Annotated in this window: 16 protein-coding genes; 8 read left to right on the forward strand and 8 right to left on the reverse strand. The window is 60.1% G+C overall.

Features of this window, described 5'->3' with window-relative positions:
- Positions 1–68 precede the first annotated feature (68 nt).
- From JMJ97_RS02195 to JMJ97_RS02205, 3 genes are read right to left on the reverse strand one after another with little or no spacing between them, the layout of a single operon-like run.
- A complete protein-coding gene (locus JMJ97_RS02195; RefSeq protein ID WP_260699014.1) occupies positions 69–767 on the reverse strand; it encodes an ABC-2 transporter permease in 699 nt (232 codons plus the stop codon).
- Complete coding sequence (locus tag JMJ97_RS02200; protein ID WP_260699015.1) at positions 764–1,645, reverse strand: ABC transporter ATP-binding protein; 882 nt, start codon at positions 1,643–1,645, stop codon at positions 764–766. Before JMJ97_RS02200 ends, JMJ97_RS02195 begins: the two co-directional genes overlap by 4 nt.
- A gap of 23 nt (positions 1,646–1,668) precedes the next feature.
- Positions 1,669–2,043: a GntR family transcriptional regulator gene (locus JMJ97_RS02205; RefSeq protein WP_260699041.1), complete on the reverse strand. Its 375-nt coding sequence runs from the start codon at positions 2,041–2,043 to the stop codon at positions 1,669–1,671.
- A gap of 221 nt (positions 2,044–2,264) precedes the next feature.
- Between JMJ97_RS02205 and JMJ97_RS02210 the strand changes: the two genes are divergently transcribed.
- The 3 genes from JMJ97_RS02210 to JMJ97_RS02220 all read left to right on the forward strand — a co-directional run bounded on the left by JMJ97_RS02210 (position 2,265) and on the right by JMJ97_RS02220 (position 5,447).
- Entirely contained in the window at positions 2,265–3,878 is a 1,614-nt protein-coding gene (locus tag JMJ97_RS02210) for a peptide chain release factor 3 (RefSeq protein ID WP_117820856.1), read from the forward strand.
- Positions 3,879–4,034: 156 nt separating this feature from the next.
- The gene (locus JMJ97_RS02215; protein ID WP_022093974.1) at positions 4,035–4,757 is read left to right on the forward strand and encodes a VUT family protein; all 723 of its coding nucleotides are present in this window, start codon (positions 4,035–4,037) and stop codon (positions 4,755–4,757) included.
- Positions 4,758–4,766: 9 nt separating this feature from the next.
- Positions 4,767–5,447 (forward strand): SDR family NAD(P)-dependent oxidoreductase, encoded by a 681-nt coding sequence (locus JMJ97_RS02220; protein ID WP_196032399.1) that lies wholly within the window; start codon positions 4,767–4,769, stop codon positions 5,445–5,447.
- Between the two features lie 50 nt (positions 5,448–5,497).
- Here the strand turns inward: JMJ97_RS02220 and JMJ97_RS02225 are convergent, their stop codons facing one another.
- Positions 5,498–6,223 carry a uracil-DNA glycosylase gene (locus tag JMJ97_RS02225; protein WP_250786957.1) on the reverse strand — a complete coding sequence of 242 codons (726 nt, stop codon included), beginning with the start codon at positions 6,221–6,223 and terminating at the stop codon, positions 5,498–5,500.
- Between the two features lie 88 nt (positions 6,224–6,311).
- Positions 6,312–7,214, reverse strand: a complete 903-nt coding sequence (locus JMJ97_RS02230; protein WP_260699016.1) for a DMT family transporter — start codon at positions 7,212–7,214, stop codon at positions 6,312–6,314.
- A gap of 158 nt (positions 7,215–7,372) precedes the next feature.
- Between JMJ97_RS02230 and JMJ97_RS02235 the strand changes: the two genes are divergently transcribed.
- Positions 7,373–8,239, forward strand: a complete 867-nt coding sequence (locus JMJ97_RS02235; RefSeq protein WP_260699017.1) for a LysR family transcriptional regulator — start codon at positions 7,373–7,375, stop codon at positions 8,237–8,239.
- Between the two features lie 27 nt (positions 8,240–8,266).
- Here JMJ97_RS02235 and JMJ97_RS02240 read toward each other — a convergent pair whose 3' ends face one another.
- The gene (locus JMJ97_RS02240) at positions 8,267–9,649 is read right to left on the reverse strand and encodes an MATE family efflux transporter (RefSeq protein WP_217107643.1); all 1,383 of its coding nucleotides are present in this window, start codon (positions 9,647–9,649) and stop codon (positions 8,267–8,269) included.
- A 216-nt stretch (positions 9,650–9,865) separates the two neighbouring features.
- Between JMJ97_RS02240 and JMJ97_RS02245 the strand changes: the two genes are divergently transcribed.
- A complete protein-coding gene (locus JMJ97_RS02245) occupies positions 9,866–10,678 on the forward strand; it encodes a putative RNA methyltransferase (protein WP_250786960.1) in 813 nt (270 codons plus the stop codon).
- Between the two features lie 128 nt (positions 10,679–10,806).
- On the opposite strand, the gene JMJ97_RS02250 is transcribed toward JMJ97_RS02245, so the two are convergent.
- Positions 10,807–11,208, reverse strand: a complete 402-nt coding sequence (locus JMJ97_RS02250; RefSeq protein ID WP_055286664.1) for a hypothetical protein — start codon at positions 11,206–11,208, stop codon at positions 10,807–10,809.
- A 434-nt stretch (positions 11,209–11,642) separates the two neighbouring features.
- On the opposite strand from JMJ97_RS02250, the gene JMJ97_RS02255 reads away from it, so the two are divergent.
- A complete protein-coding gene (locus tag JMJ97_RS02255; protein WP_260699018.1) occupies positions 11,643–12,347 on the forward strand; it encodes a class I SAM-dependent methyltransferase in 705 nt (234 codons plus the stop codon).
- Positions 12,348–12,395: 48 nt separating this feature from the next.
- Here JMJ97_RS02255 and JMJ97_RS02260 read toward each other — a convergent pair whose 3' ends face one another.
- Entirely contained in the window at positions 12,396–12,692 is a 297-nt protein-coding gene (locus JMJ97_RS02260) for a hypothetical protein (protein ID WP_260699019.1), read from the reverse strand.
- 77 nt (positions 12,693–12,769) lie between these two features.
- Here JMJ97_RS02260 and JMJ97_RS02265 point away from each other — a divergent pair, with 77 nt between their 5' ends.
- Together JMJ97_RS02265 and JMJ97_RS02270 are read left to right on the forward strand one after the other, a co-directional pair.
- The gene (locus JMJ97_RS02265; protein WP_260699020.1) at positions 12,770–13,258 is read left to right on the forward strand and encodes a GNAT family N-acetyltransferase; all 489 of its coding nucleotides are present in this window, start codon (positions 12,770–12,772) and stop codon (positions 13,256–13,258) included.
- 254 nt (positions 13,259–13,512) lie between these two features.
- Positions 13,513–15,516 carry a GTP-binding protein gene (locus JMJ97_RS02270; protein ID WP_260699021.1) on the forward strand — a complete coding sequence of 668 codons (2,004 nt, stop codon included), beginning with the start codon at positions 13,513–13,515 and terminating at the stop codon, positions 15,514–15,516.
- Positions 15,517–15,563: the final 47 nt, after the last annotated feature.

The raw sequence follows: 15,563 nt of genomic DNA on the forward strand, positions 1-15,563 counted from the left end.
TGACGCTATGCCGCCTTGTTTCATTGAAAAAATAAGCGGGGTACCACCTAAGCTTTTTTAGCTGTCGATTACAGGTCGCGTACTCGATAAACCTTGGTGCTGACGGTGCAGCTGATTGCACATAGCGCGAGGGCCAGCACGGCAATTCCTGCGCACAGACAGCCCAGAACGGCGGGATCGGGATTTGCTCCGGCAATCGACATGAGCCAGTTGCTGATGGGGTTGGAGGAGCTCAGCGTGGCCATTGTGCCGCAACCAAGCAGGGCAAACAGGCCAACGGATAGGCGCAGCGCCTCCATGTGTCCAAATCGAAAGAACAGCGGCTGCGCCAAAAACACCATCATGAGGGAGATGAGCATCGATGCTGCCGAGGCTATTGCAATCTCAAAGACGATCTGTCCCGTCAACGGGATACCCGCGCTGTTGAAGAGCGGGAAGGAGACGATGCTCAGAAGCGCGGCGGCGCACGCCATGACAGCCGAGAAGACAATGATGCTCAGGTAGCGTGCGCAGATGATGTCTTTGCGCGAGAAGGGCAGCGTTGCCCGATATCGCTCCCAACCGTTTTGATTGTCGAAACCGGCCAGTGAGTTCATGAATATGATGGGCGACATGGCACTGACGGCGCAAGCGCCGGCGCTCATACCGGAATCGCCATCCGACGCGTTGGCGAGCGTCAGCACGACGAACATGAACAGGCCGACACCCGCGATGCTCGGGACAAGTGAGCGAACGATGGCGAGCTCGGACATAAAGGCGCGTTTCATTTCGAAGCCCCTTTCAGCATGAGGCGCAGATAGTCATCAATGGTTGCCCGATCGCAGGGAATCTCGGGAAAGGCCTCGAGCGTTTCGCGACGGTTGGGCACGAGCACGTCCACGCTATAGGCGTGGTGGACGGCACAGGCGCCTTCGACGCAAGCCATAAGCTCGGCAGCCTGCGATTGGGTGCAGTGGGCGATGCCGGCACGGTCGGTAATGTCCTCGCGCGGCAGGTCAAACACAATCGAACCGTTATCGATGCAGATGACGCGATCAGCGGTGCGATCGAGGTCGGACGTAATGTGGCTCGAGAGCAGCACGCTGTGCTGGCCGTCGCCGACAAAGGCAAGCAGCTCATCAAGCAGCTCCTCGCGTGCCATGGGATCGAGGCCCGCGGTGGCTTCGTCCAAAACGAGCAGCTTGGCATTGTGGCTGAGCGCGCAGGCAAGCTGCAGCTTCATGCCCATGCCGCGGGAGAGGTCTTTGACCTTTGTCTTGGGATCGAGTCCAAATCGGTTGATGAATTCGGCGAACGTTTCGCGGTCCCACGTGGGGTACGCCGGGCCTACGAGCGACTCGATCTGGCCCACCTTGAGCGTGGAGGGGAAGGGGCACGTGTCCAGGACAAGACCGACGCGGGAGCGTAGATGGCGTTGCAACTCATCGGGCGCGTCGGCGCCACAGTGCTGCCCAAACAGGTGCACTTCGCCGGCGTCGAGCTTTATAAGCCCGAGAGCAGCTCGAATCGTCGTTGTTTTGCCAGCACCGTTGGCACCAACAAAGCCGACGATCTGGCCAGGCTCCACGGCAAGCGTGACGTCGCGCAGTGAAAAGCGGTCGCTTACAGTGCGTGAGATGCCTTTGAGTTCAAGCAAGTTTTGCATGGTATAGCCTTTCTTGCAGATGGCTACTGCATGGTTTCGGGGGCTACCAGGTCGAGCATCTCGTGCAGTTTGTCGCGCGTGACGCCCAAGGCTTCGGCTTGGCTTGCCGCTTTCGCAAGCAGCTCTTCGATATGACAGAGCTGGTTTTCGCGCAAAAGCTCCTGGTTGCCCTCGGCGACAAAACAGCCCTTGCCCTGCACGGTGCAGATAAACCCGAGCTGCTCCAGGTCGGCGTAGGCGCGCTTGGTGGTGATGACGCTCACGCCAAGATCGCTCGCGAGTGCACGGATGCTGGGGAGTTTGGCGCCCGCAGCGAGCGTGCCCGATAAGATCTGAGCTTTGACTTGCGAGGTTATCTGCTCGTAGATGGGCTTGTCGCTCGAATTGGATAGGATGATGTCCTCAGCGGCTCCTTAGCTGTTGGGCTACACGTGTATATAACCGGTAAGCACAGTATATATACACTATGTACAGTTGCGCTAGAGACAAATTCAGATTGGGCCGGCTATCCAGGCCCCAACTGATGAATTTGTCCTGATAGGCGCCCTAGAGCGGGATTTCGCGGCTACAATAGTGCGGTTACAACGACGTAATGCACTCAATGCAAGAAAGGATCCGCATGGCAAGCCTGTCGGATGAAATCTCGTCGCGCCGCACATTCGCGATCATCAGCCACCCGGACGCCGGTAAGACCACACTTACCGAGAAGCTGCTGCTCTATACCGGCAGCATCCAGACTGCCGGCTCGGTCAAGGGCAAGAGCTCGGCCAAGCATGCCGTCTCGGACTGGATGGACATCGAGAAGGAGCGCGGTATTTCCGTTACCTCCTCGGTGCTGCAGTTCACCTACAACGGCGCCTGCGTCAACATCCTCGATACCCCCGGCCACCAGGACTTCTCGGAGGATACCTACCGTACCCTTATGGCCGCCGATGCTGCGGTCATGGTCATCGACGGCGCTAAGGGCGTCGAAGCCCAGACCAAGAAGCTCTTTAAGGTCTGCACGCTGCGCCACATTCCCATCTTCACCTTTGTGAACAAGCTCGACCACGAGGCTCGCGATCCGTTTGAGCTCATGGAAGAGATCGAGAACGTCCTGGGTATCAATACGTATCCCATGAACTGGCCGATCGGCAGCGGCCGCAATTTCCGTGGCGTGTTCGACCGTCAGACCCGTCGCGTTATCGCCTTTGAGGGCGACGGCCACGCCAACGCCACCAAGAAGGTCGCCGAGGTCGAGGCTGAGCTGGGCGATCCTTCCATGGACGAGCTCATCGGCGAGGAAAACCATAAGAACCTGATGGACGACATCGAGCTGCTCGATGGCGCCGGCGACGAGCTCGACTTGGATGCCGTGGCCTGCGGCAAGCTGAGCCCGGCGTTCTTTGGCTCGGCGCTCACCAACTTTGGCGTGGAGCCCTTCCTCAAGGAGTTCCTGCGTCTGGCCCCGACGCCGCGCGCCTATACCGATACGCTCACCAGCGAACCGGTCGATCCCTGCCGCGACGACTTTAGCGGCTTTGTGTTTAAGATCCAGGCCAACATGGATAAGAACCACCGCGATCGCATCGCCTTTGTGCGCATTTGCTCGGGCAAGTTCGAGCGCGGCATGGACGCCTTCCACGTGCAGGGCAACCGCAAGCTTAAGCTTGCCACGGGCACGTCGATGATGGCCGATGACCGCGCCATCGTGGACGAGGCGTACGCGGGCGATATCGTGGGCCTGTTCGATCCGGGTATCTTTAGCATCGGCGACACTGTGTGCTCCGGCAAGCGCCACGTGCAGTATCCGCAGATCCCGACGTTTGCCCCCGAGATGTTCGCTCGCATTACGCAGGTCGACACGCTCAAGCGCAAGCAGTTCGTCAAGGGCATGGAGGAGCTTGCCCAGGAGGGCGCCATCCAGATCTTCCGCGAGCTGGGTGCCGGCATGGAGAGCGTCATCGTGGGCGTGGTCGGCGTGCTGCAGTTTGAGGTGCTCGAGCGCCGCCTTAAGGCCGAATACCGTGTTGAGGTTCGTCGCCAGCCGCTGCCCTATACGGACATCCGCTGGATCCAGAACGACCCCGATACCATCGATATCCCGGCTCTTTCGCTCACGCGCGACACGCTGCGCGTCGAGGACATGCGCGGCGGTAAGCTGCTGCTGTTCACGAGCCCGTGGAACGTGGATTGGGCAACCGACCACAACCCCGACCTTATCCTGTCGGAGTTTGGCAACGTAGCCTTTTAACGCATCGGCGCGGTGGTCCTGCGGGGCTGCCGCGCCGTTTGCTTGCCTGATGCCGTGTGAGCGGCTATCATACCCACCGTCGTCTCAAGACCGGGGCGTCCGAGCAGTTCGGGTCCGATATCCTGCTCGTTAAACCTAAAACCAAAGGAGTACATAATGATCAAGAAGGTCATGGAGGACTACAAGGTCCTGTTGCGGAGCATTCCCGCGGCAACGGTTTCGCTGTTTTTCGTGAGCGTCATCATGATGAACCTGCTGGCCAACAAAGAACTCATCAGCCTACCGTATCTGGCGCTCGACTGTGGCTTTGTGGTGAGCTGGGTTTCGTTTTTGTGCCAGGACATGATTTGCAAGCGCTTTGGCGCCAAGGCATCCATCAAAATCTCTATCCTCGCGCTGCTGGTCAACCTGGCCGTGAGCCTGTGCTTTTGGGCATGCTCGCTCACGCCCGGCATGTGGGGCGCTTACTACGACACGGGTATGATCGAGGTCAATACTGCCCTTAACGCCACCATCGGTGGCACCTGGTACGTGGTGCTTGGCTCGTCGCTTGCCATGCTCGTTTCTGCCGTGGTTAACTCCACGCTCAACCAGTCGCTTGGCCGTATGCTCAAAAAGAATAACTTTGCGAGCTTTGCCTTCCGCTCCTATGTGTCTACGGGTGTTGGCCAGTTTATCGACAACCTGGTCTTTGCCATTGTAGTGAGCCACACGTTCTTTGGTTGGACCTGGGTGCAGGTCCTTATGTGCTCGCTGACGGGTGCTGTTGCCGAGCTGCTATGCGAGGTCTTCCTGAGCCCTGTGGGCTACAAGGTCGTGCGCGGCTGGGAGCGCGAGAATGTGGGCTCCGAGTACCTCGAGCGCCACGCAACCGCCTAAGGAGCAAGTATGCGGGTTTTGATCACGGGCGCTTCGGGCGGTATCGGAGCTGCATGCGTGCAGCGCTTTTTGGACGAGGGCCACGAGGTTGTGGGCTTTGATCTGCTGCCGGCGGCGGTCGAACACGAGCGCTACCGCCATCTGATCGTTGATGTCCGCGAGCCGGGCTCGTTTCCAGGCGACCTTGAACCCCAGGTGATCGTGAACGTTGCCGGTACGCAGGATTCGGCCGATGACATCGCCGCCAACCTGTATGGCACCATCAACGTGACCGAGCGCTACGCCTTTGCGGGGGAGGGGCTTGCCGCCAAGCCGGTGCCGGCTATCCAATCCGTGGTCAATGTGGGGTCGGCGAGCGGGCATACGGGATCGGAGTTTCCTGCCTATGCTGCCAGCAAGGGCGGCGTTATCGCGTACACCAAGAACCTTGCAAACCGCCTGGCGCCGCAGGCCATCGCCAACAGTGTGGACCCGGGCGGCGTTATCACGCCGCTCAACCGTTGCGTGATGGAAGACGAGCGCCTGTGGAATCAGATTATGGAGCTCACGCCGCTTAAACGCTGGGCCACCGCCCAAGAGATCGCCGAGTGGATCTACTTTGTGGGCGTGACCAACCGGTTTATGACCGGACAGAGTCTGTTGATCGATGGCGGCGAGGCCGGCCGCACGCAATTTATTTGGCCCGAATAGGAAACGCGCCCGATGGAAAGCCGTCGGGCGCGTTTTTGATGTATCGATTTTTAGCCGAGGCAAGTCCAGTTGACGGGGGTCGAGCCGTGCTGTTCGAGTAGCCGATTGGCTGCCGAGAAGGGACGCGACCCCATAAAGGCGGGGAGTTCTGCCGTGGCACGATTGGCCGAAAGCGGCGAGGGGTGCGTGGAGGCCAGACAGAACTTGTCGGTTGCCTTGCCCGCGTCAGTTGCGACGAGCTTGCCCTCGACCATCTGCTGGGCAAAGCGGCCCCATGCCAAAAAGACAACCGGTTGAGGCAGCTGGCAGCAGCGTTCGATAACGTAGTCGGTGAGCGTGCTCCAGCCCAGCTTGGCGTGCGAGTTCGCGGCATGCTCGCGCACGGTGAGCGTAGTGTTGAGAAGCAGGACGCCCTGTTGTGCCCATGGCGTTAAATCTCCTGTGGCGGGAATGGGACAACCCAGATCGGCATTGAGTTCCTTGTAGATGTTGCGCAGGCTCGGCGGCAACTTGGTTTGCGTCGCGGGGACCGAGAACGACAGCCCCATGGCCTGGTTGGGTCCGTGATAGGGGTCTTGACCCAAGATGACAACCTTGACCTGGTCGGCCGGCGTGTAGGCGAGGGCATTGAGGATGTCGTCTTGTGCCGGGTAGATAGTCTGCTCGGCACGCAAAAGGGCGATGCGCTCGAGCAGCTGGTTCGTAGTGTCACGTACCGGCTGCGGTGCATCGCCCAACCAAGTTGCTATGTTGCGGTCGCGGGTCGCGGCGTCCATGGGGCTCCTTTACGTCAGATGCTCTGTTGGCATCTATTGTAAAGGCGCACCGGTTGCCTTTATGCCGCGGCTGTATGAAGAGCGGGGTCTACGAGACGTGCTCGGGCGCTCCTGCCATGCGAGCCTGTCCATGTGCGCGGAGGCGCGGAAGCTCGACGGTTGCCACCATGACGCCGGTGAGGATGAGGGCGGCGCCAAAGAAGGCGATGGGGCTCAGGACCTCGCCGACCAGGAAGAACGAGAAGACGGCGGAGCAGACTGGCTCGAGCGAGAAGGCGAAGCCGGTGGTCTCGGCGGGCACGTGGGGCTGCACGAGCGTCTGGGTGATAAAACCGTAGGCAGAGCAGATGAGCGCGAGGGCAACGACGACCACGATCTCGCTGGGCGTACTGGGAAGTGTGAAACCGCCAAAGACGCATGCGGCAATGCCCGAGAACAGGCCGCCAAAGCCCAACTGCCAAACGCCTAGGGACAGCGGGTCGACATCTTCGACAAAGCGCTTGGCTACGATAATGTGGCCGGCATAGATAAAAGCGGAGAGCAGCATGATGAGCGCGCCCGGATTCAGGCTGGTGAAGTCGGTGCCCGAGAGCAGCAACATGCCGCAGGTGACGATGGCGGTGCCGATGAGCACTTTGCGCTCGGGGGCGCGGCGCAGCAGGGCGGCGTTGGCAAACGGCACGATCACGACCGTCAGGCTCTGCAAAAAGCCGGCAGTGGAGGCAGAGGTGAGGCTGGAGCCCAGGCACATGCAGGTGAGCTCGGTTGCCATGATGGCGCCGATGATGGCGGCGCGAACCATAAGGTCGCGGTTGATGCGGAACGCGCGCTTGTGGAAGAGCAGCAGGCAGACCACAAAGGCGATGATGCAGCGTAGCGCGACGATGCTCGTGGCGTTCATGCTGTCCATGCCGATCTTCATGAGAGGGTACGAAAAGCCCCATGCGACGGGAACGGAAAATGAGAGCGCGATTGCTTTTTTGCAATCCATGGGACTCCTTTTGTTACAGAACGGTTTCGTACAAAGGATTCTGCTCCCAGATGTGGATGTAGTAAAGCGAATGTATCTTCAGTATGATTAAGAAATGCTAAAGTAGGCGCGAAAAGCGCTGACAAAACGTTTTACGGCTGCATTGATGTGGAGGCACGATGACATCGCGGTATCAGATTGTTTGTATGGTGGTCGATCGCGGCATTCTTAAGGGCGCGGCGGACGAGCTGGGCTATACGCAAAGTGCGGTGAGCCAGGCCGTCAAAGCGCTCGAGCGCGAGCTGGGTACCACGCTTATCGAGCGCGGAAAGCAGGGCGTTACGCTTACGCGCGACGGTAAACAATATCTGCCGTACCTGCGCCAGATCGTGACTGCCGAGGCCGAGCTCGAGGGCAAGCGCCAGGAGCTGCTGGGGCTTTCGTCGACCGATATTCGCATTGCGACGTTTACCAACGTGAGTCGAACCGTGTTGCCGCGCGTGATCCGCGACTTTGGGGCCCTGCATCCGGGCGTGCACTTTACCCTCAAGCAGGGCGATTACACGCGCAACGCCCAGTGGGTGCACGATGGCGTGGTTGACTTTTGCTTTACGGCACGCGGGTTTACCGCTGGTCTCGAGAAGCGCGTGGTCTATCACGACGAGTTGGTAGCATTATTGCCGGCCGCGCATCCACTGACGGCAAAGGAAAAGGTGACACTCGCCGACCTGGCGTCCGAGCCGTTTGTGCTGCTGGATGAGGGCGAACAGAGCCTGGTGCTCGATGCATTTGCTGCGCATGGCCTGTCGCCGTATGTGACGAGTGAGGTGACCGACGACTACACCATCATGGCGATGGTGGAGGAGGGCCTAGGCGTGAGCATGCTATATCGCCGTACCGTTGAGGGCATGCGAGCCGATATTCGCGTGCGGCCCATCGTGCACGCCCCCTCGCGCGACGTAGTGGCAGCCTGGCGCAGTTGGGACACCATGCCTATCGCCACGAGGCGCTTTATCGACTACATGAGCTCACATATTGTCAATTAATGACTGGCGTGGCGTTGAGTGCGGTGTTTAGCGGGCTGTCGCTTTGGCTTGGGTGGCGCGATAGGTGCGTGCCGGGTGGCAGAGCAATACCGCTACGACCATAAAGAACGCCGTGGTGCCCAGGCTGATGGGGTAGACCATCATGATGTTCGCAAAGGTGCGGAAGTGCGGGAACACGCAGAACACCCAGTAGAAGCGGATGCCGCAGACGCAGATCATGGTGATGAGGGCGGGCGTGAGCGAGATACCAAAGCCGCGCAGGTAGCCCGACATGTTTTCGTAGAACATGCTAAAGGCGTACGCCGGGAAGATCGAACATACGCGGATATAGCCGATCGAGACGATGTTGGGATCGCTGTTGAACAGCGACAAGATCTCGCGCCCCAGGCCAACAATAACGATAATCGTGGTGAGCGCGACGATACCGCCTTCGACTAGGCAGACCTTGAGCGTCTTGGTGCAACGGTCGATCTGGCGGGCACCGTGGTTTTGTCCCACAAAGGTGGTGCAAGCCTGACTAAAGCTGTTGAGCAGGTTGTAGCACACGTACTCCAGGCTCATGGCGGCGCTCGATGCCGCCATGACCTCGGTGCCCAGGCTGTTGATGGCGGACTGGATGATGATGTTGGCGACGGCAAAGACAGCGCTTTGGATGCCGGCGGGCAGGCCGATCTTAACGATGCGCTTGAGGGCGACGGGGTCGATAGCCAGGTCGCGCGGGGTGACGCGGACGACGGAGTCGGTCTTGAGCAGGCGAATAAAGAGCGTAGCGGCGCTGACGGTGTAGGCGATGGCGGTGGCGATGGCGACGCCCGCGACGCCCCAGTGGAGTACGGGGACAAAGATGAGGTCCAGGCCAATGTTGAGGACGGTGGACACGGCAAGCGCCTGCAGCGGCATGCGGGTGATGCCGACGGAGCGGAAAATCGCGGCCTCAAAGTTGTAGAGCAAAATCGAGGGCATGCTGAGCAAAAAGACACGTAGGTAGAGTGAAGCGAGCGGCATGGTCTCGGCGGGAACGTTGAGCGCGGCGAGCATGGGCTCGGCAAAGACCTCGCCCAGGGCGATGACGACAAAGCCCACGAGCGCCATTAAAATCGAGGTATGGACGGCGCGTTTGACCATGTTCTGATCGTTGCGGCCGATGGCGTTGGCGATGACCACGTTGGAGCCAAGCGACATGCCAATAAACAGGTTGAGCATAAGACTGGTAAGCGGAACATTGGAGCCGACCGCTGCCATGGCGAGGGTTCCCTGGTCGCCCGAGAAGTTACCGATGATGACCGTGGCGATGAGGTTCGACAGCTGCTCCAAGATGCTCGTGGCGGCCACGGGGAAGGCGAACAGGGGGATATTGCGCCACAGCGAGCCGGTGGTCATGTCAATGTGCTTAGATACGGTGTCAGCCATATGCTCTCAATCTCTAATATGCTCTTTCGTGCTTATTTGCGCAGATGATGATACTCCTAATGCAACCAGTCGGCACGTAGGGACGTTCCTTTTCTGCCGGTAGCTGGGGACACTCCTTATCTCTTCTAACTAGTCATTCAAGAACGTCCCCAATGACTAGGCGGGGAAGGCGTGCGACAATGGTGGGCGTTGTGTTGTTCGCGCTAAGGAGTTGCCATGTTGTTGTGTCCCGTTTGCCATGAGCCGTTGGTGGACGACGAGCGTGGTGCTGCATGTGCGGGCGGACACCGGTTTGACCGAGCTCGCGAGGGCTATCTATATCTACTACGTTCGTCCAAGAGCGGCGACTCCATGGGCGATCCCAAGTCGCAGGCACGCAGCCGTCGTGACTTTCTGAACCGTGGATACTATGCGCCGTTGCGCGATGCGATGGTTGAGCTGGTGCGCAAGCAGGTGTCTGGGCGCGCCGCGTCTACGAACGGCCCCATGACGTTGCTCGATATTTGCTGTGGCGAGGGCTACTACACCAGCGCCATGGGCGCGGTGCCGGGCGTGGATGCTTACGGTTTCGACTTGGGCAAAGAGATGGTTCGCCTGGCCGCCAAGCGCGGCGATGCAGCCTATTTCGTAGCCAACATGAAGGATATCCCCGTGGCAGATGGCGCCTTCGATATGGTGACCGAGCTCTTTGCTCCCTTTAACGAGCGCGAATTTGCCCGCGTGCTGGCGCCAGAGGGCTCGCTCTACACCGTGGTGCCGGGCGCCCGTCATCTCTTTGGGCTTAAGGAGGTGCTCTACGACACGCCGTACCTTAACGATGAGAAGCTGCCGAAGACCACCGAGCTCGAGTTAGTCGGAATGCAGCGGGTGTCTGCGAATATTACGCTTCAGACCCAGGCCGACATCGAGGCAGTGTTCCAGATGACGCCGTACTACTACCGTACGCGCCCTTCCGACAAAGAACGCCTGGCAAATTTGGACACCCTTCAAACCGACATCGACTTCATCATCGCCGAGTACCGCCACTAACCTACCAAAAAGGGACAGATTTATTTTGGCAGGTTTTATCTGGGAAAACGTAAAGGGTCGACCGCGGAGATGCGCGATCGGCCCTTTTTAGTTGCTTGGCTGAAACAGAGGTTATGAGAAGCGGGCGCTTACAGGCGGTCCTTGTTCTCGGCCTTAACGGCGTGTGCCTGCTGAACAAAGAACAGGTCGTACACCACGATGACAAAGGCGCCAAAGTTGATGGCGTCGCCGCCAAACGCGGGAAGCGTGAGCACCGCTTGGGCAAGCGTGGCGACCGCGGCAACAATACCGAGCTTAAACGCGCCGTCCACCTGCGAAGGCTTGTTGGCGCCCTTGATACCGGCGACGCCTGCGGCAAGGTCGACGAGACCCTTGGCGATAAGCACGACCGCTGCGAGCGTGGCGTACGAACCGTACGTGGAATCGAGACCGCCCGTGGCGATACCGACGCCGGCGGTGACGAGGCTGGCGATGCCCAAAACAAAGTAGATGAGAGCAAGGATTTTGAGAGTCTTGCGAGTGAAGCTCATGGCTGGTCCTTTCGATACGAGTACGCCAACTTGGCGCACCCAATGTACTGCACATATGGTGAAGCACATTGTAGTTCAACGCGGCGATGCATGCGTTTGAAAGCGTCTCTTGCCCGCACGGTCCAACCTTTCAAAAAAGAAAGCTGGGCGTAAGCCAAATCGATGGCAGCGTATGCGCGGCGCTGCGATGATGGGGCCATGGTAAGAGCTGGACCGAAGGAGAAGCCATGATGTACGGAGCAGGGCAAGTGCGTGAGCCGCGGTCGTTGGGAAGGCGCATGAGTGATTCCGTGATCGCTGCCGTGTGCACGGGATTGATGGCGGTGCTTTGCATTGGGATGCTGTGGGCCATGTCGCATGTGGGACAATAGCGGACGGTTGGGTGCTGGCATAAACGGCGCTCACGTATTCGTTTTGCTTGTTAAGGAGTATCCATGGGCGTCGTCGATCCCTTTTCTGTTGCTCGGGCCGCGGGGCTTGAGCTGACCGGGAAGTCCGAGGGCCTCACGCTCACCGACGGCACGATGGAGCTGCGTGCCGATTTTGGCCGCATGCTTTCACGACTCAAGCAGGGTCGCTTGCAGCAAGAGCTGCTGGTGAAGGCTTCGCGCGTAAAAGGCATCGAGCGTCCATGGGCGATTGACGCCACGGCAGGCTTTGGCGAAGATTCGCTACTGCTGGCTGCTGCGGGCTTTACCGTCGATCTGTACGAGCAGGATTGCGTGATCGCGGCGCTGCTCCAGGATGCCCTGGATCGCGCGGCAGATGATCCGGCACTTGCGACAGCCGTGACGCGCATGCGCTTACATGCGGGCGAGGACAGTATTGCCGGCCTTTGTCATGCAGCTGAGCTGATCGGGCAGGGCGAACTCACCGCTCCCGACGTGGTGTATCTGGACCCCATGTTTCCCGAACGCACCAAGAGTGCGGCGGTCAAAAAGAAGTTCCAGCTCCTACATCATCTGGAACAGCCATGCGCCGATGAGGAGACGCTGGTCGAAGCTGCGCTTGCGGTGCATCCGCGCAAGGTCGTTATCAAGCGGCCGGTGAAGGGGCCGCTGCTTGCCGGCGTTAAGCCGAGCTATCAACTTGCGGGCAAGGCCGTTCGATACGATGTTTTGGTGCCGCCGCGCCCGTAGCTTGCGTGCGATGGCTGGCGCTCCGTCAGTGCCGTGCCGATGCGGGGCCTATTTCCAAGGGTGCGACGTCAGGTGCCAGCCGCCGCAGTATTCGCATTTGTAGCAGGCTAAGCCGTGCCGCCCGCGGTTTTCGCAGTCGGCCATAACGGCCTCGGCCTCGGCGCGCGTGTCGTAACGGTTTTTGCGTTCGCACGACTTGTAGCGCCAGGCTTCATTGCGCTCGGCGTTCAGGGCGTCGCGGCGCTCGTCTTCGCGCGCAAACAGGTCGCCCATATCGCCGCCGGTGGCAGAGCCCAAAAACTCGCTTTTGGCCTTTGACCAGGCGGCTCGCTTTTTGCTTCCCATCTGCTTCGCGCCCCTCTTCAAACGCTGGTATCATTGCTCAATCAAAGTGATACCAATAAACGTGAGGCCGCCGCGTGATGATCAGAAAAACCCTCGATACCGACATTCCCGCTGTCATGGCTATCTACGACGCTGCCCGCGCCTTTATGCGCGCGCATGGCAACGCCACGCAATGGCCCGAGGGCACGCCTTCTGCCGAGCAACTGGCTGCCGATATCGCCGCCGGTGGCAGCTATGTGTGCGAAGTCGACGGTCGCGTGGTAGCGACGTTTGCCTTTTTACCGGGCCCGGACGAGTGCTATGACGTAATTGAGGACGGGCAATGGCGCAGTGACACTCCGTATGCTGTGCTGCACCGTGTGGCGTCCGACGGCACCGCGCACGGTATCGCGGCTGCGATGTTTGCCTTTGCCAAAGAGCGCGCCGATCACCTGCGTATCGACACGCATCAGGACAACCTGCCCATGCAGGGTGCGAGCCTCAAGGCCGGGTTTAAGCGCGCCGGCATCGTGTATGTGTCAGACGGCACGCCGCGTGTTGCGTTTGACTGGCTGCGCGAGGCATAAGAGCGGAGACGCGTATCAACAATTCGCGCGAACGAAAATGGCTCCGGGTGGGGCCATTTTCGTTCGCTGCGCCGTTTTGAAAGCCGGCTTTCGCAAGGCGCGAACCTACGAAAATCGCCGCGCGGCAACGCGGGGCGATGAGCTCGGTCGGGGGATAGGGCCCGCTTCGCCCGCCGGCCCGTAAATTGTATCATCCAGTGTGGAACGAGGGTGCCCGTTGCCGCGTGCGATGGGCTTGCAATAAGAGGAGAGCCATGTCGAAGCAAGCGGTCGTTGGAATCTTGGCGCATGTCGATGCCGGCAAGACCACGTTGGCCGAGGCCATGCTGTTCAACGCGGGTCGCATTCGCAAGCGCGGCCGCGTGGACGATGGTGATTCGCATCTGGACACTAATGCAATCGAGCGCGAGCGTGGCATCACGATTTTCTCGTCGCAGGCTGCGCTCGACCATGGTGATGCCCATGTCATGCTCGTGGATGCGCCGGGGCATGTCGATTTTTCTGCCGAGGCGGAGCGCACATTGCGCGCGCTGGACTACGCGATTTTAGTCGTGGGTGCCAACGATGGCGTGCAGGGGCATACCGAAACTCTGTGGCGCCTGCTTGCACGCTATGACATCCCGACGTTCATCTTCATCAACAAGATCGATTTGGAGAATCCCGGCCGCGATGTTTTGCTGGCACAACTTGGGCAACGTCTTTCCGAGGGCTGCCTGGATGCCAACGAACTGCTGGCGGGCGGCGCCGTTCAGGAGGACGCTGCTGCGTTAGACGAGGAAGCGCTCGAGGAGTTTCTTGAGGCGGGTGAGCTTTCTGTCGCAACGCTGTCGCGCATGGTTGCCGAGCGCAAGCTCTTTCCCTGCTTTGCCGGCTCGGCGCTCAAGGACCAAGGCGTGGACGAGCTGCTGGATGGCATATGCGCGCTGATGCGTGAACAGGCGTGGCTCCCGGAGTTTGCCGCGCGCGTCTATCGTGTCAGCCGCGGGGATCGCGGCGAGCGCTTGGCTTGGGTTAAAGTGACCGGCGGTACGCTGCATGCCAAGCAGGTGATTGGCGGACGTTCCGGTGCCGAGACATGGGAGCAGAAGGTCGATCAGGTACGCATCTATAACGGCGAGAAGTATGAGCTTGCCCAAGAAGTTGCTGCTGGCGGTATTTGTGCCGTGACGGGTCTTGCGCACGTTCGCCCGGGGGACGCCCTGGGCGCGGAGCCCGTGGGCGATGCGCCTGTCATTGCGCCGGTCCTCAGCTATACGGTGCTTCCGGGCGAACACGATGTCCACGCGGTGTTCAAAGCGTTGACTGAGTTGGCGGACGAAGATCCCATGCTCGGCGTAAGCTGGAATACGCATCTTGAGCAGATTCATTTGCAGTTGATGGGCGCCGTGCAACTCGAAGTCGTGCAGCGGGTGTTAGCCGATCGCTTTGGCCTTTCGGTTGCGTTTGAGCCCGGCGGCATTCTCTATAAGGAGACTATTTCGCAGCCGGTCGAGGGCGTGGGCCACTTTGAGCCGCTGCGCCACTATGCCGAGGTGCATCTGCGTCTGGAGCCGTTGCCAGCGGGTTCGGGTGTGCAGTTTGGCACCGTGACCTCGACCGACGAGCTCGATCTTAACTGGCAGCGTCTGGCACTCACCAACGCCATGGAGCGCGACCACCTGGGCGTGCTGACCGGCTCGCCCATCACCGATGTGCGCATTACGCTCACGGGCGGCCGTGCGCATGCCAAACATACCGAGGGCGGCGATTTTCGCCAGGCCACGTACCGCGCGATTCGCCAGGGTTTGATGCAGGCGCGTGAGGCCGGCGCGGCGGTGCTGTTGGAGCCGTGGTACCGCTTTGAGCTCGAGGTGCCGGGGGAGTGCGTGGGCCGGGCGCTCTCGGATGCCACGCGCATGGGTGCCGAGTACGAGCCGCCGACGATGGCGGGCGATCGGGCGAAGCTTGTGGGTCGCGTGCCGGCATCCGAGGTGCAGGATTATGCGCTGGAGGTGGCCGCCTACACGAGTGGTCGTGGGCATCTGTACCTAGAGTTCGCCGGCTATGCGGCTTGCCATGATGCCGAGCGCGTAATCGAGGCGGCCGCCTATGGGCCCGAGACCGATCTGCCCAACACGCCCGATTCGGTCTTTTGCTCTCACGGCGCCGGTTACACGGTCAAATGGTACGACGTACCCGCCGCGGCGCACGTAAAGATCGATCCCGCCACCTTCCGCCCCTGGCGAGCAGCAGACGCCGAGTTTTTCGGCCACATGTGACAAAGGGACAGTTCCTTTGTCACATGCTATTGGTATAACTCGGTACA

The organism is Collinsella aerofaciens, assembly GCF_025289055.1.
Lineage (GTDB): Bacteria > Actinomycetota > Coriobacteriia > Coriobacteriales > Coriobacteriaceae > Collinsella.